The 18,149-nt window shown below is 63.6% G+C and carries 20 protein-coding genes and 4 tRNA genes; 5 read left to right on the top strand and 19 right to left on the bottom strand.

What is annotated here, in order from left to right; all coding sequences use genetic code 11:
* Nucleotides 1-84 precede the first annotated feature (84 nt).
* The 3 genes from rplJ to J1M87_RS00110 form a co-directional block, all read right to left on the bottom strand.
* The gene (gene rplJ / locus J1M87_RS00120) at nucleotides 85-666 is read right to left on the bottom strand and encodes a 50S ribosomal protein L10 (protein WP_008713855.1); all 582 of its coding nucleotides are present in this window, start codon (nucleotides 664-666) and stop codon (nucleotides 85-87) included.
* 335 nt (nucleotides 667-1,001) lie between these two features.
* Entirely contained in the window at nucleotides 1,002-1,499 is a 498-nt protein-coding gene (locus J1M87_RS00115) for a class F sortase (RefSeq protein ID WP_241256167.1), read from the bottom strand.
* 167 nt (nucleotides 1,500-1,666) lie between these two features.
* A complete protein-coding gene (locus J1M87_RS00110; RefSeq protein WP_206486669.1) occupies nucleotides 1,667-2,431 on the bottom strand; it encodes a CHRD domain-containing protein in 765 nt (254 codons plus the stop codon).
* 143 nt (nucleotides 2,432-2,574) lie between these two features.
* Here J1M87_RS00110 and J1M87_RS00105 point away from each other — a divergent pair, with 143 nt between their 5' ends.
* Together J1M87_RS00105 and J1M87_RS00100 are read left to right on the top strand one after the other, a co-directional pair.
* Nucleotides 2,575-3,108, top strand: a complete 534-nt coding sequence (locus J1M87_RS00105) for an RNA polymerase sigma factor (protein WP_206486668.1) — start codon at nucleotides 2,575-2,577, stop codon at nucleotides 3,106-3,108.
* Nucleotides 3,105-3,878 carry a hypothetical protein gene (locus J1M87_RS00100; protein ID WP_206486667.1) on the top strand — a complete coding sequence of 258 codons (774 nt, stop codon included), beginning with the start codon at nucleotides 3,105-3,107 and terminating at the stop codon, nucleotides 3,876-3,878. The genes J1M87_RS00105 and J1M87_RS00100 overlap by 4 nt, the downstream gene beginning before the upstream one ends.
* On the opposite strand, the gene J1M87_RS00095 is transcribed toward J1M87_RS00100, so the two are convergent.
* Genes J1M87_RS00095 through J1M87_RS00075 form a run of 5 tightly spaced genes read right to left on the bottom strand, consistent with a single transcriptional unit; the run spans nucleotide 3,857 to nucleotide 9,405 of the window.
* Nucleotides 3,857-6,076: an MMPL family transporter gene (locus J1M87_RS00095; protein WP_206486666.1), complete on the bottom strand. Its 2,220-nt coding sequence runs from the start codon at nucleotides 6,074-6,076 to the stop codon at nucleotides 3,857-3,859. The genes J1M87_RS00100 and J1M87_RS00095 overlap by 22 nt on opposite strands.
* Nucleotides 6,077-7,231, bottom strand: coding sequence for a hypothetical protein (locus tag J1M87_RS00090; protein ID WP_206486665.1), 1,155 nt, complete (start codon nucleotides 7,229-7,231; stop codon nucleotides 6,077-6,079).
* On the bottom strand, nucleotides 7,228-7,968 hold the full coding sequence (locus J1M87_RS00085) for a phosphatidylserine decarboxylase (protein ID WP_206486664.1): 741 nt from the start codon (nucleotides 7,966-7,968) through the stop codon (nucleotides 7,228-7,230). Before J1M87_RS00085 ends, J1M87_RS00090 begins: the two co-directional genes overlap by 4 nt.
* Entirely contained in the window at nucleotides 7,968-8,165 is a 198-nt protein-coding gene (locus J1M87_RS00080; RefSeq protein WP_206486663.1) for a serine/threonine protein phosphatase, read from the bottom strand. Before J1M87_RS00080 ends, J1M87_RS00085 begins: the two co-directional genes overlap by 1 nt.
* A gap of 1 nt (nucleotide 8,166) precedes the next feature.
* Entirely contained in the window at nucleotides 8,167-9,405 is a 1,239-nt protein-coding gene (locus J1M87_RS00075; protein ID WP_206486662.1) for an SDR family oxidoreductase, read from the bottom strand.
* A gap of 237 nt (nucleotides 9,406-9,642) precedes the next feature.
* Between J1M87_RS00075 and J1M87_RS00070 the strand changes: the two genes are divergently transcribed.
* On the top strand, nucleotides 9,643-11,589 hold the full coding sequence (locus J1M87_RS00070) for a CocE/NonD family hydrolase (RefSeq protein ID WP_206486661.1): 1,947 nt from the start codon (nucleotides 9,643-9,645) through the stop codon (nucleotides 11,587-11,589).
* A gap of 10 nt (nucleotides 11,590-11,599) precedes the next feature.
* Nucleotides 11,600-12,511, top strand: coding sequence for an alpha/beta fold hydrolase (locus J1M87_RS00065; RefSeq protein ID WP_206486660.1), 912 nt, complete (start codon nucleotides 11,600-11,602; stop codon nucleotides 12,509-12,511).
* A 68-nt stretch (nucleotides 12,512-12,579) separates the two neighbouring features.
* Here the strand turns inward: J1M87_RS00065 and rplA are convergent, their stop codons facing one another.
* The 11 genes from rplA to J1M87_RS00010 form a co-directional block, all read right to left on the bottom strand.
* Nucleotides 12,580-13,299 carry a 50S ribosomal protein L1 gene (rplA, locus tag J1M87_RS00060; protein WP_206486659.1) on the bottom strand — a complete coding sequence of 240 codons (720 nt, stop codon included), beginning with the start codon at nucleotides 13,297-13,299 and terminating at the stop codon, nucleotides 12,580-12,582.
* Nucleotides 13,300-13,408: 109 nt separating this feature from the next.
* Entirely contained in the window at nucleotides 13,409-13,843 is a 435-nt protein-coding gene (gene rplK / locus J1M87_RS00055) for a 50S ribosomal protein L11 (protein WP_075839252.1), read from the bottom strand.
* 63 nt (nucleotides 13,844-13,906) lie between these two features.
* A complete protein-coding gene (nusG, locus tag J1M87_RS00050) occupies nucleotides 13,907-14,749 on the bottom strand; it encodes a transcription termination/antitermination protein NusG (RefSeq protein ID WP_206486658.1) in 843 nt (280 codons plus the stop codon).
* A 66-nt stretch (nucleotides 14,750-14,815) separates the two neighbouring features.
* On the bottom strand, nucleotides 14,816-15,283 hold the full coding sequence (secE, locus tag J1M87_RS00045) for a preprotein translocase subunit SecE (RefSeq protein WP_206486657.1): 468 nt from the start codon (nucleotides 15,281-15,283) through the stop codon (nucleotides 14,816-14,818).
* A gap of 30 nt (nucleotides 15,284-15,313) precedes the next feature.
* Nucleotides 15,314-15,386 (bottom strand) — tRNA-Trp (locus tag J1M87_RS00040).
* Between the two features lie 187 nt (nucleotides 15,387-15,573).
* Complete coding sequence (gene hadB / locus J1M87_RS00035) at nucleotides 15,574-15,999, bottom strand: (3R)-hydroxyacyl-ACP dehydratase subunit HadB (RefSeq protein WP_206486656.1); 426 nt, start codon at nucleotides 15,997-15,999, stop codon at nucleotides 15,574-15,576.
* Entirely contained in the window at nucleotides 15,986-16,498 is a 513-nt protein-coding gene (gene hadA / locus J1M87_RS00030) for a (3R)-hydroxyacyl-ACP dehydratase subunit HadA (RefSeq protein WP_206486806.1), read from the bottom strand. Before hadA ends, hadB begins: the two co-directional genes overlap by 14 nt.
* Before the next feature lie 140 nt (nucleotides 16,499-16,638).
* On the bottom strand, nucleotides 16,639-16,806 hold the full coding sequence (gene rpmG / locus J1M87_RS00025) for a 50S ribosomal protein L33 (protein ID WP_027498281.1): 168 nt from the start codon (nucleotides 16,804-16,806) through the stop codon (nucleotides 16,639-16,641).
* An 84-nt stretch (nucleotides 16,807-16,890) separates the two neighbouring features.
* Nucleotides 16,891-16,963, bottom strand: a tRNA-Met gene (locus tag J1M87_RS00020).
* 62 nt (nucleotides 16,964-17,025) lie between these two features.
* Nucleotides 17,026-17,098 (bottom strand) — tRNA-Thr (locus J1M87_RS00015).
* A 168-nt stretch (nucleotides 17,099-17,266) separates the two neighbouring features.
* Nucleotides 17,267-17,349: transfer RNA gene (locus tag J1M87_RS00010), tRNA-Tyr, on the bottom strand.
* A 175-nt stretch (nucleotides 17,350-17,524) separates the two neighbouring features.
* On the opposite strand from J1M87_RS00010, the gene J1M87_RS00005 reads away from it, so the two are divergent.
* On the top strand, nucleotides 17,525-18,025 hold the full coding sequence (locus tag J1M87_RS00005) for a YajQ family cyclic di-GMP-binding protein (protein ID WP_206486655.1): 501 nt from the start codon (nucleotides 17,525-17,527) through the stop codon (nucleotides 18,023-18,025).
* Nucleotides 18,026-18,149: the final 124 nt, after the last annotated feature.

Raw genomic sequence — 18,149 nt, 5'->3', positions numbered from 1 at the left:
GGGTCCTTCCTGTAAGTACCTAACCGCTGATCCGCGGCATGGTGTTGATGGTGTGGAGCTGAGCTGTACGCCAATACCAGCGGATCAGCTTTCGGCGGGAGCTTCCGCCGGTGCTTCTGTTTCTGCAGGTGCCTCGGCTGCGGCGGGTGCGCCGGCAGCCTTCTTCTCCTGCAACGCGAACGCCAGACGCGCGAACTGCGATGCGGGAGCGTTGAACAGGCCTGCAGCCTTCGACAAGTTGCCCTTCATGGCGCCGGCGAGCTTGGCCAACAGGATTTCGCGCGACTCGAGGTCTGCGATCTTGTTGATCTCTTCCACGGACAGCGTTGCGCCGTCCATGTAGCCGCCCTTGACGATCAAGGCCTTGTTGTCCTTCGCGAAGGCCTTGATGGCCTTCGCTGCGTCGACCGGCTCGCCCTTGATGAATGCAATGGCGGTCGGTCCGACGAACAACTCGTCGAGGCCGGTAATACCTGCCTCGGCCGCTGCGCGCTTGACCAGGGTGTTCTTGGCGACGGAGTACGTGGCACCTTCGCCGAGCGCACGCCGGAGCTGAGTCAGACCGGACACCGACAGGCCACGGTATTCCGTGACGACGGCAGCCGTCGAACCCTTGAACTGTTCGGTGATCTCCGATACTGCTGAGACCTTTTCGGGCTTTGCCATACTTCGCCTCCTCTCGTGGGAAGTTGTGTCGATCGCGAGAGGGCCGGAAAACGACGAACGCCCCGATGCGCGGAAGCACACGGGGCGTGAACGAGCGAACAGCCGCAAGGCTGCGTACAGGTTCCCTACCGCGTTCTCCTGCGTGGGCCGCCCGAGGCGATCTCGGACCTTCAACCGCGCAACTCCCGGAAACGAATCCTTCGAGAAGGCGGTGACCAACGGTCTTGGGTAGAACTTGATTGGGCTGATCGGAAGAGGTGAACGCAAGCGAACACGAGCCTTCCGGACCGTCGCCCAGACTACAACACCGACGGCGTCAGCTCCAAAACGGTCTGCTAGCGGCGCACCCCGTACACGACCAGGTTGCGTTCGTAGCTGCCCACGGCCGCGTCGAAATCCCCTGCGCACGTGATCAGCCGGAGCTCGTCGGAAGGCACAGCACCGAAGACGAGAGCCGTCGGGAACTCCGCCTTGCCGTAGTCGCCGATGCGGTCGACCAGATACTCGGCGCTGCCACCCGCCGCGTCCTGCACGAGGACCACATCGCCGGCGTCGAGCTCGGACAACCGATCGAAGACCGCGGGACCGGTCTTCGAATCGACGTGCCCGGCCAGCACCGTCGGACTGCCGATCGCGCCGGGTCGACCCCCGCCGGTGAACCAGCCGACGTCGTCGTAGTCGGTGGGTACCTGCATCTCCCCCGATTCGGTGAGACCCAGGCCGATCAACGGCTCGTCGAGGCCGATGGCGGGGGCATTCACCCGCACCGGTGCCGGTTGCTCGAACTCCGCCGCGGACTCCGGTTCGAGCGAACCGGTCGCCTGCGCGCGCATCGACCCTGTTGGTAGCGAAGAGCCGACGGGCGGTGACGAGGAGCCGACGGGCGGTGTCGGCGCGCCGACAGGCGGTGGCGGAGTGGCCGAACAACCCACCACCACCACCGCCGTGATCGCGATCAGCAGTGAAGACCGCAGCAGTGCAGACCGCAGCAGTGCAGACTTCAGCTGCGTGCCGTTCCGCTACGGCGGGCAACCACCGTCACTCCGGCGATCGCCATCGCACCGAGAGCGACCGCGCCTGCCACGGGCAGCACCGAGCTCGACGCCGAATCGGATGCCGCGATCGCCGAACCGCCGCCGCCGGTCGCAACGGAACCGACCGGAATCTGGGTGAGCTGTCCGCGTACGGTTCCCGCCACGAAGTCCGCGGTGTGGGTGTCGGCGGCGAAGCCTGCGGGATTCGCCTCGATCCGGTCGAGGGTGAATCCGGTACCGCTGTCCGCATCGGCTCCGTCCGGAGTCAGTCCGGTCGTGAACGGCCCCTGCATGCAACCGCTGCTGCTGCGCGGGCCGTCACCGATCGGTGTCGGGTTCGGGAACGCCAGGCGCGGCGGCCCTGCTGCTCCTGCCGACGCTTCGTGGAGGTGCGTGGCGGTCTTGGCCGCACTCATGTAATCGCCGGTGACACCCTCGAGCGCGATGTCGTAGCAGACGATGTCGAGGTCGGAGTTGATGCGCAGCGTGAAGGTGCCCATCGCGCCCGGCTCCCCGGGCGTGGCGACGCCCTCACCGTTCACCACCTGATCGGGTGTGGCCATGGCAGTGAAAGCGCTGGTGAACGAATCCGGCTCGGCAACCGGGGTGTCCGCACCGGCCGGAGCCGCGGCGAACAACATCAGGGCAGCGGCGGTGGCCGTGCCGCCGACAACGGCCGTGGCGGTGCGCTGAATCGAGCGAGTCGGGCGTGGGACGGAGCGTCTGGTCATCTCGTGTGCCTTCCGTGGGAGTATCGGGCAGGCGAGCCCGTGCAAGGTGTACGGCGGCCGGTGCCAGAATGTTCAATGCTCGGTAAAGAAATTTCCAAGTCTCGGATTCGAACGCCCGAGCGTCCACCGACGTAGTCACTGTCATGAGCATCGGGAGCGTGATCGAACTGGACTTCGACGTCGCCGCCGCCTACGACGAACACGCGTCGGCGCTGCTCGGATTCGCCGTCAACACGCTTCGAGACCGAACGTTGGCCGAGGACTGCGTCCAGGAAACGTTCCTGCGAGCCTGGCGAGCCCGGTCACGCTTCGATCCAGCCCGCGGATCGCTACGCACGTGGCTGTTCGCCATCGCGCGCAATGTCGTAGTCGATGTGCAGCGGTCACTGGCCAGACTGCCGGTGCCTGCCTCGGATCGGATCGACGACGTCGACCGGCATTCCGGGACGGTCTCGCGCGACACCAGCCCCGACATTGACGAGCGACTACGCATCATCGCTGCGCTGTCACAGCTCTCCCCCGAGCACCGCCAAGTCGTCGTCGCAGTGCACCTGACGGGCCGCACCTACGCCGAGGTGTCGGAATCGACCGGTGTTGCCGTACGAACACTGCGCACCCGAACGTTCTACGCCCTGAGGGCACTACGGGAGCACCTCGACCGAAAGGACGAAACATGAGCGCGTCCGAGGATCGCCGCGCCGAGCTGATCGCCGCGGCCGTCGCCGACGACCTCGACGAGGCCGAGACCGCCGAACTCCACGAGCTCGCCGCGGCCGACCCCACGATCGCCACCGACATCCTCGAGCTACGCGCAATGACGGCGAACCTGAGCGGCAACAGGCCCACCGAACCGTGGCTCGATCTCTCGCCTGCACCCGAACTACGCGAGAAAATTCTCGGAGCGACTGTCTACTCCGAGCCGGAGCCGTTCCTCCGAACCGCACCGACGCAGCAGCCGTTCGAGAAACGACGGTTCGACGAACACCGGTTCGGTCGACGCAGGTCGGCTGTACTCACTGCTGCAGCCGCCGCGATCGCGGGAGTCGTGCTCGGCGGTGGCGTCGTGCTCGGAGTCGACGGCCTCCGCGGGCAGCCCGAGAATCCGCCTGCGGCAATCACCGGTCCACCCGGAACCCTCGGCGCGTACGAGGAGGTCGCGTTCACGACCAGCACTGCGAGCGTCGACATCGAAGGAGGCCTCGTCGCCCACACATGGGGTACCGAGACCGTTCTGGAAATGGACGGCATCTCCGAACCTGGACCGTACGAGGTGATTCTCGTCGACCGGTCGGGGGCCGAACGACCGTCGGGAACCTTCCTCGGTAGCGATGTCACCATCGAGTGTCGAATGAACGCCGCGGTTCTTCGCGGCGATGTCTCCGAGATCGAAATCCGTACTGCCGGTGGGACGGTCCTGGCACGCGCTCAGCTGCCGAGCGCCTCGTAGCGTCTGGAACCGGGCCACCAGTTGCGCTCGCCGAAGAGCTTCATCATCGCGGGCACCATCATCATGCGCACCAGCACCGCGTCGAACAGCACGGCAATGGCGAGAGCGAAGCCGAACTGTTTGAGCTCGAGTACGTCGGCAGTGAGGAAGCTGGCGAACACGGCGATCATGATCGCGGCGGCCGCCGTGATCGGCCGCGCGGTGTGCTCGATTCCGTCGACGACGGCCACATCGTTGCTCGCTCCCCGCACGAACACCTCGCGCATGCGGCCGATGAGGAACACCTCGTAGTCCATCGACAGGCCGAAGACCACGGCGAACACCGTCACCGGTAAGTACACCTGGATGTACCCCGGGCTCTCGAAGCCGAGAATGCTCGCCCCCCAACCCCATTGGAAGACGGCAACGGTCGCACCCAGCGCTGCCCCGGTGACCAGCAGGTTCATAGCGACAGCCTTGAGCGGAATCACCACGCTGCGGAAGACGAAGGCCAGGTAGAAGAGGGAAAAAGCCAGTACCGCGGCCACGACCCAGCCGAACTTGCCCGAGATCTCGTCGGAGGCGTCGACCACCAGCGCGGTGGTACCGCCGACCGAGACGTTCGTGCCGTCCGTGTCACCGGCCGTGATCGCGCGAGCGCGAAGAGCTCCGACGAGATCGGAGGCCTCCGTCGAGTCGATCGATACCGACGGAACGACGATCAGCAACGACCTCCCGTCCTCTGGTTGAGCCAATGCGTAGGCGACACGATCGTCGCTGCGTACGGCCTCGGCGAACGCGTTGACGGTGGCCATCTGCTGCGGTCCGAGCGGACTGTCGCCCTCCCCCGTGAAGACGATGGTGATCGGCGAGATGGTCCCGGGCGCGAACTTCTCGGTCAGGACCGTGTTGGCCCGTCCGGACGGTTCCGCACTCAGCGCCTCGGCTCCGAGGTCGACGCCGTACGAGATGGAACCGATGGGAATCAGACAGACGATGAGGACCGCGGCCGACGCGGCGGTGTAGCGCCACGGGCGCTCGATGACGTGTTGCGCCCACCGCGACCACCACGTGGAGACGGCGACGGCGTGCTCGTCGACCGAAGGCGGTTGGAATCTGCGCGGCAGAGACCAGGCACCGATGCGTGGTCCCAGGACCGCGAGAATCGCAGGCAACAGAGTCCACGCCACCACGACGACGGTGGCGATGGTGAGTGCGACGACCAACGAGATGCTGCGTACCGCAGGAACATCGACGATGGCGAGGGCTCCGAGTGCGATCAACACGACGAGGCCGGAGATGACGATGGTGTGCCCGGCGGTACCCATGGCCGCACCCACCGCCCGCTCCGTCCGGGCCGGGTCCTCCGGTGGCCCGGCTCGCCCGATCTCCTCCCGGAACCGACTGACGATGAACAGTGCGTAATCGATCCCGAGCCCCAGACCGAACATCGCAGCCACGGTGGTGACGAGAACGTCGAAGGTCATCACATTGGACAACAACGCGAACATTCCGAACGCCGCCAGCACGCCGATTCCGGTGGAGACCAACGGCACGATGCCTGCGACCACGGATCCCAGTGCCAGAATCAGGACCACGAAGGCGATGGGAAGGCCGATGCTCTCGGCCCGGACGGCGTCCTCGGACTCGACGCGGGTGAGATCGACCGTCATCGGGGAGTACCCGGTCACCGCCACCTCGACGCCGTCGCCGGATGCCGCGGCCACCATCTCCTGTATGCGCTCGGCGATTGCGATCCGGTCGCTGGCCTCTCCGCCGATACCGACGAACGCCAGCGCCGACGTGCCGTCCTCGGAGATCGTTGGGACGAAGCCTGCGGTCTCGTAGGGGTCGACTACCCGCAGCACGTCGGGTGACTGTCGTAGCTGACCGACGACCTCCCCCACTCGCTCACGGAACGCCGGGTTCGAGGTGTTCACCGATTCGGAGGTGAAGGTGACGACGAGTTGTTCGGAGCCGAACGATTCGAAATGGCGCGCGATCAGGTCGTCGGCCCGGCTGGATTCGGTGCCAGGCACCGAGAAGTTGGCTCCGACCAGCGAATTCTGCAGCGACGGATACAGCACTGCGGATCCGATCGCGAGCAGCGTCCAGATCGCCAGCACCACCCAGCAACGACGCGCAACCAGTCGACCCCACCGGTTGCCGATGTTTCCCTTGGTCTCCCGCGGGTCGATTCGCGGGATCGTGTCGGTCATCTACGTCAACTCCCGGCTGAAGATGCGATAGGTGCGATGCGGAGCGAGTTTGGTTCGGGACAGGACCGAGCCCTTCATCCACGGACTGTCGTCGAGCACCGGGGCTGCCTCGACGCGGGTGTAACCGAGATCGCGCATCCGCACCGACATCTCCATGATGAGCAGCGAGGACACCGCGCGGTCCGGGCAATCCGGATCGACGAACAGCATGTCCACCCGCACGCCGTCGATCACCTCCGTGCGACCCGGACGCTTGACGTGCCACAGCGTCACCAGGTCGCGCGCCCAGCGAGACTTCAGGTGCGATGCCTTCGCGGCGGCCTGGTTGACGTCCGGGATTCCCATCAGGAAGCCGACGGGCTTGCCGTCGAGTTCGGCCAGCAGAGTGAGCCGGCGGTCGATGACCGGAAGCATCATCTTCAGCAATTCGAACAGCTCCGCGTAGGACAGCGGCGAAAATCCCCAGAAGTTCACGAACGTCTTGTTGTAGAGATCGCGCACGATGCGCGCGTCGCGGCGCAACGTCCGGTACTTCATCGACCGGAACGTCACCTCCGACCGCGCCTTGATCTTCTCGAAGATCTGCATGTGTCGTGCGTATTCCGGCCGGTTGTAGATGATGCACGGGTCGTCGAAGAGGTAACTGTAGAAGTCCTTGACCGCCATCAGGCCCCACTTCTCGAAGTGAGCCGCGTAGTAGAGGGGATTGTGTGGCATCCCCACCAGTGGCAGCGCTGGCATCTCGTCGACGACGACGCCTGCGCTGTAGAACATCGAGGGCCCGAACGGACCGGATATCGTCGCGAGCCCGCGCTCCGAAAGCCAGTGCGCCGCAGCGTCGAGCAACGCTTTCGCGACGTCGTGATCGTCGACGGCCTCGTAGAAGCCGAAGAAGCCGATCGACTCCCCCGTGTACTCGGTGAACGACAGATCGTGGATCGCCACGACGCGGCCCACGGCAATTCCGTTCTCGCGCGCCAGAAAGGCCTTGGTGATGCGGGTGGCGGCGATCGAGGAAGGCGGTGCGATGAGCACTCGACGCAGGTCGATCGATTCGTCGGGTAGGCGGTACGGATCGCCCTGGTAGACCAGGTCGGATACTGCCTCGAACTCGCGCCAGCCGGCTTTGCCGTCGACCGCTTCGATCGTGATCATCGTTCCTCTTCGCTCTGTTGACTGCCGTCGACGAGGATCGGTGAACGGGCCACCGTCGTCTCCCCGGCGAACACGTAATTACCTGGCCGGACGGTGATCTCGTCGACGAGTGCGTCCGGCACGAACACGTCGCACTGAGAACCGAACCGGATCATCCCGTACTGCTCGCCTCGTTCGACGGTGTCGCCGACCGAGAGGTGCGCGACGATGCGGTTGACCCACAGATCGGCAATCTGCGTCACCGTCACCACCGCTCCGGACTGATGCTCGATGGAGATGGTGAGCCGTTCGTTGGTGAGCAGGTAGTCGCAGCCCTCGTCGTAGGGAGTGCGCCGGGTCAACAGGTTCGCCCCGACCCTGGCCATCGACTTGTTGAACGGTGCTGCCGACCGATGACGACGCATCCCGATGATGCCCGCGATCGGAATTCGGTTGCGGTGCACCGAGTATTCCGACATGTAGATGCCGATGAGATATCCGTTGTCGTTCGCGGCGACACCGGCGATCTCGTCGAGGGCTATCGTGCGTCCATTCTTGACGGCGAACGCCGTGGTGCCCGCCTCCACCCGTTTGACGTACGTGACGAAGCCGTCGGCGGGGGCCGTCACCGCCCGAGGGTCCGCAGGCGGCACGCGGTGCGGATCGCGGAAGAAGAAGCGGGTGCGCCAGTAGACGAACACCGCAAACGGAGCTGCCGACGCCGAAACGACGCCGACCGCCCACCGCACGCGAGACATCAGATGTGCCGCTGTTCGTCGATGCTCTCCGACCAGCTCACGAACGCGTCGGCTGCCCGGTGCCGCAGCGATCTCGGCAACAGCCCGATGAAGGCACAGATGATGTAGAAACCAACGGACAGAACGGCATTGGTTGCCTCATGACCAATGGACAGGTCCCGTAACCGCACCGAGGTCGGCTCGAATCCCTCCGCCACGTCAGTTGACGACAGCAGGGGTGAGCGTCTTGAGCTGAGCCTTCTCGAAGTAGAGCTCGAAAAGTCGGCGGTGGTCACACCAGGACGTGTCGTGATCGACCGGCAGAATCGCCTCGGGCTTGTGGACGAGGCGCATCAGGTTGTCGATGTTCTCGGACAACATGGTCTGCGCGAACCGAGGTGAGATGCGCACACTGACGCGCTCGACGAATTCGTCCCAGCTGACCAGATCGAGTCCGAGGAGTTCAGCGTAGAGATCGTGACCGTAGCCGGTGGGGTTGCTCGGCAACAGCCGCGTCCGGGGGTGACTGCGCAGCGAGTTGCTCGCCATGACATCGCACATCACGTCTACCGGAACGTAATTCATACCGGGACCGTCCCAAATGGCACCGGCGGCGATCGCCAGCTCGATGATGCGCCAGAAACTGTATACCCGCCCCGGATCGCGTCCGAGTTCGGTGCTGCCGAGGATGTACGGTGCCTCGCACAAGGTAACCGAATAGGTGTCCGACATCGACAACCATCCGAGCAGCGTTGCGTTGACCCACTTCATCTGGGCATAACCGGAGTACCACCACGAATCGGGACGCCGGAAGTCCTCCGGCTTCTGGTACAGGTGAGCGCCGATACTGCCCACGTAGGTCAGGTGCTTGCGGGTGGAGGTGATGCTGAACTCGAGGATGCGCAGCACGCTGACGAACCAGTCCTCGCGCAGATCTGCGTAGCTCTCGGTGTAATCGGTCGAGCTGGCGCAGTTGAAGATCTGCCCCACTCCGGCGGCAAGCTCGTAGTAGGACGGCTTGTCGAGACCGAAACGGAATGCGGTGGGTGTGCCCTCCACGATGCGGATCTTGTCGGCGTCCACCGCGATCTCGTAGCGATCGAAGGTGCGCTGGAGGCGCTCGAGAGCCGACTCCTCTTCGGTGGGACGAACCATCGCGTACACGATCTCCACGGCCGAATCACGCGTCAGGCGGCCGATCAGGTGAGCGCCGAGGAAACCGTTCGCTCCCAGAACCAGCGCGGTATCGATACGCGGTGCAGGCATGCCTGCGACTCTGCGGCGGGTGTCTTCGTCGATGAACGGGCGGAGTGCGGTGGGATCACCGTTGCTCAGCGCAACGACGTCCGCGTACTTACCTCCGAACCGGAGCCCTGGGCACTCGCTGGTGATCAACGCATCCGCGTGCGGCCAGATCGGCCGCAACGATCCGTCTCCGAACAGTGCTTGTACGTGCATTCTCGCTCCCCTGCAACGATCGGTGTCCCATGTCACTTCGGACTGGCTGACGTTAGCAATGGTCTCGACCGAAGATCGGGTGACCGAAAAAGTCTGGTACGCCCCATAGCGGGGCTCAACTTTTGTTGAGAAGGATCCCAACGAACCACAGAGAGTCGTGGTTATTCTTGGAGCAGATTACGACTGATTCGCGTTCCACAGGACAAAACGGCTCAATCGGCGGTCTAATCGACCTTCATGACGGCTGTGCAGCCCCACCCCCTCCTACAGCCCGACCGCGATCCCAGCGGCGGCGACACAGCGACGGACTGGGCAGAAATCGTGCGCGAGCAACCGCGCTACCCAAAAGTGGCCATCGCTGCGAACGTACGCATTCCGATGAGCGACGGAACAGTACTGCGCGCATATCTCTTCCGCCCCGCGGACGCGTCGGGACAGGCCGTGGCGGGAGCATTCCCCACCGTTCTCAATCTCACGCCGTACAACAAGCTGCTGATCAAGGGCATCGACACGATCCTCGAGGCCCCTGTCCTGGGGCGTGCGATCAGAACGTTCTCGTCCACGTTCGATCTGACCGGGACACCGTTCGACGGCATCACCGAGATCACCCGAGTGGTCGCCGGAGGTGCAGCAGATCTGCTGTCGGTCAACCGCCATCTCGTCCGCAGCGGCTACGTGCAGATGATCGTCGACGTTCGAGGCACGGGCAGCTCGACCGGCACCTGGGATGTGTTGGGCACCCGGGAGCAACAGGACTCGCTCGAAGTGATCGACTGGGCCCGAGGCCAACACTGGTGCAACGGACGCATCGGCATGGCCGGAATCTCGTACTCCGCGATCAACGCACTGCAAGCCGCAGCCAAGCAACCCGCCGGCCTCGATGCGATCTTCGCAGTCGAGGGGTCAGTGGACATCGTTCGTGAAATCTTCGCCACCGGAGGGGCCACCTCGGCGTTCATACCGCTATGGCTCGCGGCCGTCAACGGACTCAAATGGGCACCAGCCATCGGCGGAATCGATGTCTTCACCTGGCTCCGTGATCGCGCGAAATCCCCGGCCACCAACCTGTTCGATCTCGCCAAAGGCTTCGTCACAGGCCGTGACCGGCGAATCTACGACGACGAGTACTACGAGGCCATCGATGCCGTCATCGAGGACATCGCCGCGCCGACATTCCTGTACGGCTGCTGGCACGACATCTTCGGCGGCTCCGCACCCGACATCTACAACCGGCTCTCACTCGAGCGCGGATTCAAGCAGTTGCTCGTCGGCGACGGATACCACGGCAACCCAGGAATCGGATTCGGTGAACCAGGTTTTCCGCCACGCCTCGATGTGCTCGAGCGCGCCTGGTTCGACCGGTGGCTGTGCGATATCGACAACGGTATCGAGGACTTCGGACCGGTGACCTTGCGTCAACAGGGCGGCACGTGGACAGCGCACGGGCATTTTCCCGCTCCCCGGGCCGAGCCGCGCCGGCTCTATCTGTCCGCCTCGGCTTCGGGAACCGCGGCTCATGCCGTCGCCGACGGAAGTCTCACCTCCGAGCCCGCCGCAGTCTCGGCCATGCTGACGGTCCGACCGTCGATGCGAGCCGTCGTATCCCGCGACACCACCCAGGTTCTCGCCGGGGTGACGGCCGTTCTCGGCGGTGGATTCACCTATGACAATCGATTCGCGGAGCGGGCCGCGCTCGCCTTCACCACCGGCCCGACCGAGTCGGACACCGTCCTGTCCGGCCCGATGAATCTACATCTGCGGGTGGTGTGCCGCGCGCCGGAAGCATTGTGGGCCATCATGATCTGCGACGTGGCTCCGGACGGCACATCGACAGTGCTGAGCAACGGTGCGCTGCTCACCTCCCGCCGAGCCGTCGACGACGAGCGTTCGCTGTTCGCCCCGAACGGCGACTACACCCGTCCTTACCATCCACTCACCGAAGCATCCCTGCTGCCGGTACCCGTCGGCGAACCCATCACCCTCGACATAGACATCCTCACCACCGAGGCCGTCATCGCCTGCGGACACCGGCTGCGCGTCGACGTATTCGCCACCGACGCACCACGGTTCATTCCGATTCTGCCGGACCTGATCCGAACTCGACTGCGCCCGCAGGACATCTCCATCGATCCGGAGAGTCCGAGCTTTCTGGTGGCACCGTTACTCGGTGAGCCGGGCTGGTAGGAACGAGAACATGAGAATCGAACAAGGCATCGCGCCCTCGAATTCGGTCGAGATCGCATACGAGGACATGGGCTCGGTGGACGATCCCGCGGTACTGCTCATCATGGGCCTGTCCGCACAATTGACGTTGTGGCCCATGGACTTCTGCACCCGCCTGGTCGACGCGGGCTACCGGGTGATCCGGATCGACAACCGGGACATCGGCTTGTCCACCAAGATGACCGGGCAGAGGGTGCACGGGTCACAGATCCTTCGGCTGATCCGCCACGAGCTCGGGATGCCCTCGGATGTGCCGTACACGATCGTCGACATGGCAGCCGATGCCGTCGGAGTACTCGACCACCTCGACATCGCCGCAGCGCACGTCGTCGGCGCCTCGATGGGCGGGATGATCACCCAGGTCTTCGCCGGCAGCTACCCCGAACGAACAGAGTCCGTGGGCATCCTCTTCTCGAGCACCAACGAGCGGTTCCTTCCCCCACCGGACCCATGGGCGCTGCTGCCGTTGATCGGCGGCGTCGGGAAGGACGCCACGAAAGAGGAGATCATCGCGCACTCGGCGAAGACGCTGGCGACCATCGGCTCTCCCGGCTACCGCACTCCGATCGAGGAGCAACTGGAGATCGCGCAGGTGATGTACGAGCGAAACTACAACCCGTCGGGCGTCGTTCGTCAGATGGCTGCGATCACCGGCACCGGCAGCCTGCGGCCCTACGCGAGCAAGATCACCGCACCCACCACCGTCATTCACGGCACGTCCGACAGATTGGTGCGTCCGTCCGGCGGCAAGGCCATCGCTCGCGCCGTCCCCGGTGCCGAGCTGACCCTGATCGACGGTATGGCCCATGATCTGCCCGCCGCGTTGCTCGACCGCATCAGCGGGATCATTCTGGCCAATTTCGCGCGCGCGAAGGCGGCCTGACTTTCGGTGACAGGACGACGAAGGCCGGCACCCCCGCGGGGTGCCGGCCTTCGTTCGCTGCTGTGACTCTACGCGTTCGCGTCGTCCTCGAGGAGGTTGCGAGTGCGGTTCGGATCGACCTGAACGCCCGGTCCGGTGGTTGTCGAGACGGTGACCTTCTTGACGTAACGACCCTTGGCCGACGACGGCTTCGCACGCAGGATCTCGTCCAGTGCAGCACCGTAGTTCTCCACCAGCTTGGCCTCGTCGAACGAGGCCTTGCCGATGACGAAGTGCAGGTTGGCCTGCTTGTCGACGCGGAAGTTGATCTTGCCGCCCTTGATGTCGTTGACAGCCTTGGTCACATCGTTGGTGACCGTGCCCGTCTTCGGGTTCGGCATCAGGCCACGCGGTCCGAGGACACGAGCGATACGGCCGACCTTCGCCATCTGATCGGGGGTGGCGATCGCGGCGTCGAAGTCCAGGAATCCGCCCTGGATGCGCTCGATCAGATCCTCTGCGCCGACGACGTCGGCTCCTGCTGCCTCGGCCTCTGCAGCCTTCTCACCAGCGGCGAAAACAATAACCCGAGCGGTCTTGCCGGTGCCGTGGGGAAGGTTGACGGTGCCGCGCACCATCTGGTCGGCCTTGCGGGGGTCGACGCCGAGTCGCACGGCGACCTCGACGGTGGCGTCGAACGTGCTCGACGCGGTCTCCTTGGCCAACTTCGCGGCTTCGAGAGGCGAGTAGAGGTTGTCCTGGTCGATCTTCGCGGCCTGTTCGAGGTAGGCCTTGCTGCGCTTTGCCATGTTGTGCTGTCCTTCGTTCGAGTTCAGTGTGGTTGACGAGCCTGGCCGGCTCTCCCACGTGATGCTGTGTCTGCTGATCGATCAGCAGGTTTTGCTCCTGCTGGGTGAATCAGCCTTCGACGGTGATACCCATCGAGCGAGCAGTACCGGCGATGATCTTCGCGGCCTGATCGATGTCGTTGGCGTTGAGGTCCTCGGCCTTGGTCTTGGCGATCTCGCGCACCTGATCCATGGTCACCTTGGCGACCTTGGTCTTGTGCGGCTCGCCGGAGCCCTTCGCCACGCCTGCGGCCTTGAGCAGCAGCTTGGCAGCGGGAGGAGTCTTGAGCTTGAAGTCGAACGTACGGTCTTCGTAGACCGAGATCTCGACGGGCACGACGTTGCCGCGCTGCGACTCGGTCGCGGCGTTGTACGCCTTGCAGAACTCCATGATGTTGACGCCGTGCTGACCCAGCGCGGGGCCGACGGGCGGTGCCGGGTTGGCGGCACCGGCCTGGATCTGAAGCTTGATGATCCCGGCTAGCTTCTTCTTCTTCGGGGGCATTTCTGTTTCCTTGTATTCGCTCGGGTTTCTTGCGGTTGCTACTGCAAGTCTGTGCGTCGGCTTCTAGATCTTGGAGACCTGCGTGAAGCCGAGCTCGACCGGGGTTTCACGGCCGAAGATCGATACCAGCACCTTGAGCTTCTGCTGCTCTGCGTTGACCTCGCTGATGCTGGCCGGAAGGGTCGCGAACGGACCGTCCATGACGGTGACCGACTCGCCGACCTCGAAGTCGACCTCGATGGCCGGCTTCGTGGCGGTGTCTCCACCCTGCTCGCCTGCGCCCGTGGTCGCCTTCGTTTCCTTCTTGGTGCCTTCCTGCGGCATGAGGAACTTGACGACCTCGTTGATGGTCAACGGGGACGGGCGCGAGGTCGCGCCGACGAAACCGGTGACGCCGGGAGTGTTGCGTACAGCACCCCAGGACTCGTCGTTGAGGTCCATGCGGACGAGGATGTAACCGGGCAGAACCTTGCGGTTGACCTGCTTGCGCTGGCCGTTCTTGATCTCGGTGACCTCTTCGATGGGAACTTCCACCTGGAAGATGTAGTCGCCGACGTCGAGGTTCTGCACACGAGTCTCGAGGTTGGCCTTCACCTTGTTCTCGTATCCGGCGTACGAGTGGATGACGTACCAGTCACCGGGGGCGCGGCGCAGGGCTGCCTTCATCTCGGCGACAGGATCCTCGGGCTCAGCGGTGACATCCGCATCGGCCGTGGCGTCGGCATCGACTGCCTCGCCACCGTCCGCGGGAGCGTCCTCGCCCGTGGCTGCTGCGACATCGGCCTTGATCGCTTCGTCGGTCTCGCGGTCCTGAGCGGCCTGCTCCGCTTCGAGGCCCTGCTTGGTCGCCTCGACATCGGCGTCGAATGCGGCCACTTCGGTGGCGTCGTTGTGCGGCGTGCTCACGTCAGCACCCTTTCTCTAGTTTCCTGCTCGGTTCGATCGTCGAAAAGTCCCGCCAGCTGAGCTCGGTCAGCCGAACAGCCAGCCGACGCCCTTGAGGAACAGCACGTCGAGGCCACTGATGAACGCGACCATGAACGCCAGAAAGACGAGCACGACGCTGGTGTAGGTGACCATCTGCTTCTTGTTCGGCCAGATGACCTTGCGGAGCTCGGCAACGACCTCACGGAAGAACTGCAGCAGACGCAGAAACACGTTCGGCCGCTTGTCTGCCTTGACCTTGCCCGAACGAGCCTTACCGGTTTTGGTCTTCGTCGCCGCTGTCGAGGACTTCGACATCGATACCCCTGCAGCGCTGCCACGGGACCGGCCGGACGACCTCTTGCCGGTTGGTACCACTGCTGCGGCACTCGAATCAGCGGCGGTCTGATCAGCATCGGAGTGACGGCCCTCGGAGCCAGGTGCGACGTCGTCTGAAGCCGAGGAGTTCTCGAACTCCTCCGATCGACCGTCGCGCTTACCGCGCTCCTCGCTCACGTCGTTCCTCTCAGTTGCTGACACCTTGGGCAGGGGCGACAGGACTTGAACCTGCAACCTACGGTTTTGGAGACCGTTGCTCTACCAATTGAGCTACGCCCCTTCGGCCGAAAACTCTCGGCCGCTCTGGTGTCCATCCGACTGCACCTCCCACCTACGCCACCCTGTGAGGAGGACGCGGGCAGCGCACAGCGCCGGATTACCCCAGAAATCTCAGTGTACTGCACACCCTTCGGAACAGATAAATCCCGTCGTCCCGGCCGGATACGTTCCCTGCCGGATCGACCATGTCAGGCCAACTGGACCGTAGCGGTCGCTCGCCCGAAAATCTTCTTGCCCCGGGATCTCGCAACGATGGCAACGGTCGCAGTGCGCTTCTCGCTGTCCATCGATTTGATCTTTCCGGTGAACTCCACCGACGCCGGCGAGTCCGCCGGTACGAACACCGAACTGGTGAAGCGCACGTTGTAATCGGTGACCGCACCCGGATCGCCCAGCCAGGACGTGACGAAGCCTGCACCGAGACCCATGGTGAGCATTCCGTGGGCGATGACGTCGTCCAAACCGGCCAGTGCGACAACCTCGTCGCTCCAGTGGATCGGATTGGGATCCCCGGACACGCCTGCGTAGTTCACCAGATCGCCGCGAGTAAGTGACACGGTCCGTTCGGGCAGCTCATCTCCGACGGACACGTCCTCGAAACTACGACGCGCCATGCATGATCACTTCCTTCACAGCATGAGCGATGTTCTCGTCGATCTCTCCGCCGGTCCGCGCCACGATGGTCGTCCACGTAGTTTGCACGAGATCACCGTTCTGATCGGTGATGATGTTCTTGGTGGTCATGATGTCGCTGCCACTCATCTGGCGGAACGACTCGAGATAGACATCGCAGAAGATGCGGTCGCCGACCTGGATCGGTCGATGAAATTCCAGTCGCTGATCGGTCTGCAGGATCTGGCTCGGATCGTAACCGGTGATGACCTCTTTCAGCATCCTGGTCTGCGACATGATCCCGATAAGGGAAACAAAGGTCAAGGGCGCGATGAGACCGTCGTAACCGAGGCCCTTCGCTGCGTCCTCGTCGTGGTGCGCGGGATGAGAATCTTGGACGGCACGCGCATACTCACGGACCTTTTCGCGGCCGACCTCGTAGAAGTCGTCGACGCGAAAATGAGAACCGACCATGGACGCCGCATGTGCGGACGCATCCATGGCCGGGACATCATGTGGAGCTTGTGACACTGTGAAGACCTTTTCTACCCTGGACGCAAGAGCCGTTAGGGAGAGAAGAAGCGACCTAACGCCGGGCGCCGACTAGCGATCGGAACTGCAAAACCAGCGACCCGTGCGGACTAGCGAGACTCGCGATGAGCACGGTGAGTGCCACAGTTGGAGCAGAACTTCTTCAGCTCGATGCGGTCGGGATCGTTCCGACGGTTCTTCTTGGTGATGTAGTTGCGATGCTTGCAAACCTCGCAGGCCAAGGTGATCTTGGGCCGCACATCGGTGGAGGAGGCCACTGGACGCCTACTTTCGGGTAAATCTGATCTGGGTCAATCAGGACTGTTCTCGGGTGCTGCTTTGTGTCGTGCTCGCCTACTGTGTAGCGGTGACCGGACTTGAACCGGCGACGCAACGATTATGAGTCGTTTGCTCTACCAACTGAGCTACACCGCCTCAGGTGCTCGTCGTCCACCATCCCACGCGGGGAACGCGACGTCGAGCCATCCAATCCAGCGAGCCCCCTAACGGAATCGAACCGTTGACCTTTTCCTTACCATGGAAACGCTCTACCGACTGAGCTAAGGGGGCAGGATCAGCACTTGCTAGCCGTGCGCTGAAGCCTTCAAGAGGTTACACATTCGGAGCGCCCAGTACCAAATTGCGTGGTCAGCGAACCATCTATCTCTCTCTTCAGGTGTTAGAACCCTCTTCACGTGGAAACCCCAGCGAGAGAAGCACTCGCCGGGGTTCCAAGTGTGGCAGATGTAGGATTCGAACCTACGTAGGCATAAGCCGACGGATTTACAGTCCGCTCCCATTGGCCGCTCGGGCAATCTGCCGTGTTGCGATCGAAGCTCAACCTGCTCTTCGGCGCGGTGAGAAGAATACAACGAACGTCCCCCCGGAACGCAAACCGGGTGGATACGGTCGGTAGCGGGCCGATAAAGTCCCTGCGGGCTGTGGACCGACACCACCGCAAGACCAAAATTCCGATTCGACTGGAGAGTGTGAGAAGTGGCTGATTCGTCCTTCGACGTAGTGAGCAAAGTCGACCGCCAGGAAGTGGACAACGCTCTGGGACAGGCAGCGAAGGAGCTGGCGACCCGCTTCGACTTCCGCGGATCCGACACCAGCATCGAATGGTCCGGCAGCGGCGAGGCCGAGACCATCGTCATCACCTCCGAATCCGAGGAAAAGGTGAAGGCCGCCCTCGACGTGTTCAAGGAAAAGCTGATTCGACGTGACGTCTCGCTCAAGGCGTTCGAGACCAACGACCCGGCCGCGTCCGGGAAGGTCTACAAGGTCACCGGCAAGCTCGTTCAGGGCATCACCACCGAAAACGCGAAGAAGATCTCGAAGAAGATCCGCGACGACGGCCCCAAGGGCGTCAAGGCGCAGATTCAGGGCGACGAGCTACGCGTGAGCAGCAAGAAGCGCGACGATCTGCAGGCCGTCCAGCAACTACTCAAGAACGAGGACTTCGGCATCGCGCTGCAGTTCGTCAACTACCGCTAGACGGTATGGAGGTCTTGGCTGGGGCCCCTCCGCATGTAAGCGTGGGTTGCCGACAGGAGTGGGTCCTGGCCGGTAGAGCCACAGATGTGGGAGGCCCCAGTGAAGAATCATCGTACGAGTGTTG

The sequence above is a fragment of the Rhodococcus sp. KRD162 genome, from assembly GCF_017168335.1.
Taxonomy (GTDB): Bacteria; Actinomycetota; Actinomycetes; order Mycobacteriales; family Mycobacteriaceae; genus Rhodococcoides.
Note: the sequence above shows the minus strand (reverse complement) of the source record. Positions and strands in the feature narration are given on the sequence as shown.

What these genes read in the sequence shown, in the direction of transcription:
- hadB (WP_206486656.1), bottom strand. Translation starts at nt 15,999, where the DNA reads ATGGCGCGTCGTAGTTTCGAGGACGTGTCCGTCGGAGATGAGCTGCCC.
- J1M87_RS00110 (WP_206486669.1), bottom strand. Translation starts at nt 2,431, where the DNA reads ATGACCAGACGCTCCGTCCCACGCCCGACTCGCTCGATTCAGCGCACC.
- rplA (WP_206486659.1), bottom strand. Translation starts at nt 13,299, where the DNA reads ATGGCAAAGCGCAGCAAGGCCTACCTCGAACAGGCCGCGAAGATCGAC.
- J1M87_RS00085 (WP_206486664.1), bottom strand. Translation starts at nt 7,968, where the DNA reads ATGTCTCGCGTGCGGTGGGCGGTCGGCGTCGTTTCGGCGTCGGCAGCT.
- J1M87_RS00090 (WP_206486665.1), bottom strand. Translation starts at nt 7,231, where the DNA reads ATGATCACGATCGAAGCGGTCGACGGCAAAGCCGGCTGGCGCGAGTTC.
- J1M87_RS00100 (WP_206486667.1), top strand. Translation starts at nt 3,105, where the DNA reads ATGAGCGCGTCCGAGGATCGCCGCGCCGAGCTGATCGCCGCGGCCGTC.
- J1M87_RS00070 (WP_206486661.1), top strand. Translation starts at nt 9,643, where the DNA reads ATGACGGCTGTGCAGCCCCACCCCCTCCTACAGCCCGACCGCGATCCC.
- J1M87_RS00065 (WP_206486660.1), top strand. Translation starts at nt 11,600, where the DNA reads ATGAGAATCGAACAAGGCATCGCGCCCTCGAATTCGGTCGAGATCGCA.
- rplJ (WP_008713855.1), bottom strand. Translation starts at nt 666, where the DNA reads ATGGCAAAGCCCGAAAAGGTCTCAGCAGTATCGGAGATCACCGAACAG.
- J1M87_RS00095 (WP_206486666.1), bottom strand. Translation starts at nt 6,076, where the DNA reads ATGACCGACACGATCCCGCGAATCGACCCGCGGGAGACCAAGGGAAAC.
- J1M87_RS00105 (WP_206486668.1), top strand. Translation starts at nt 2,575, where the DNA reads ATGAGCATCGGGAGCGTGATCGAACTGGACTTCGACGTCGCCGCCGCC.
- J1M87_RS00075 (WP_206486662.1), bottom strand. Translation starts at nt 9,405, where the DNA reads ATGCACGTACAAGCACTGTTCGGAGACGGATCGTTGCGGCCGATCTGG.
- J1M87_RS00115 (WP_241256167.1), bottom strand. Translation starts at nt 1,499, where the DNA reads ATGCGCGCGCAGGCGACCGGTTCGCTCGAACCGGAGTCCGCGGCGGAG.
- hadA (WP_206486806.1), bottom strand. Translation starts at nt 16,498, where the DNA reads ATGGATGCGTCCGCACATGCGGCGTCCATGGTCGGTTCTCATTTTCGC.
- rplK (WP_075839252.1), bottom strand. Translation starts at nt 13,843, where the DNA reads ATGCCCCCGAAGAAGAAGAAGCTAGCCGGGATCATCAAGCTTCAGATC.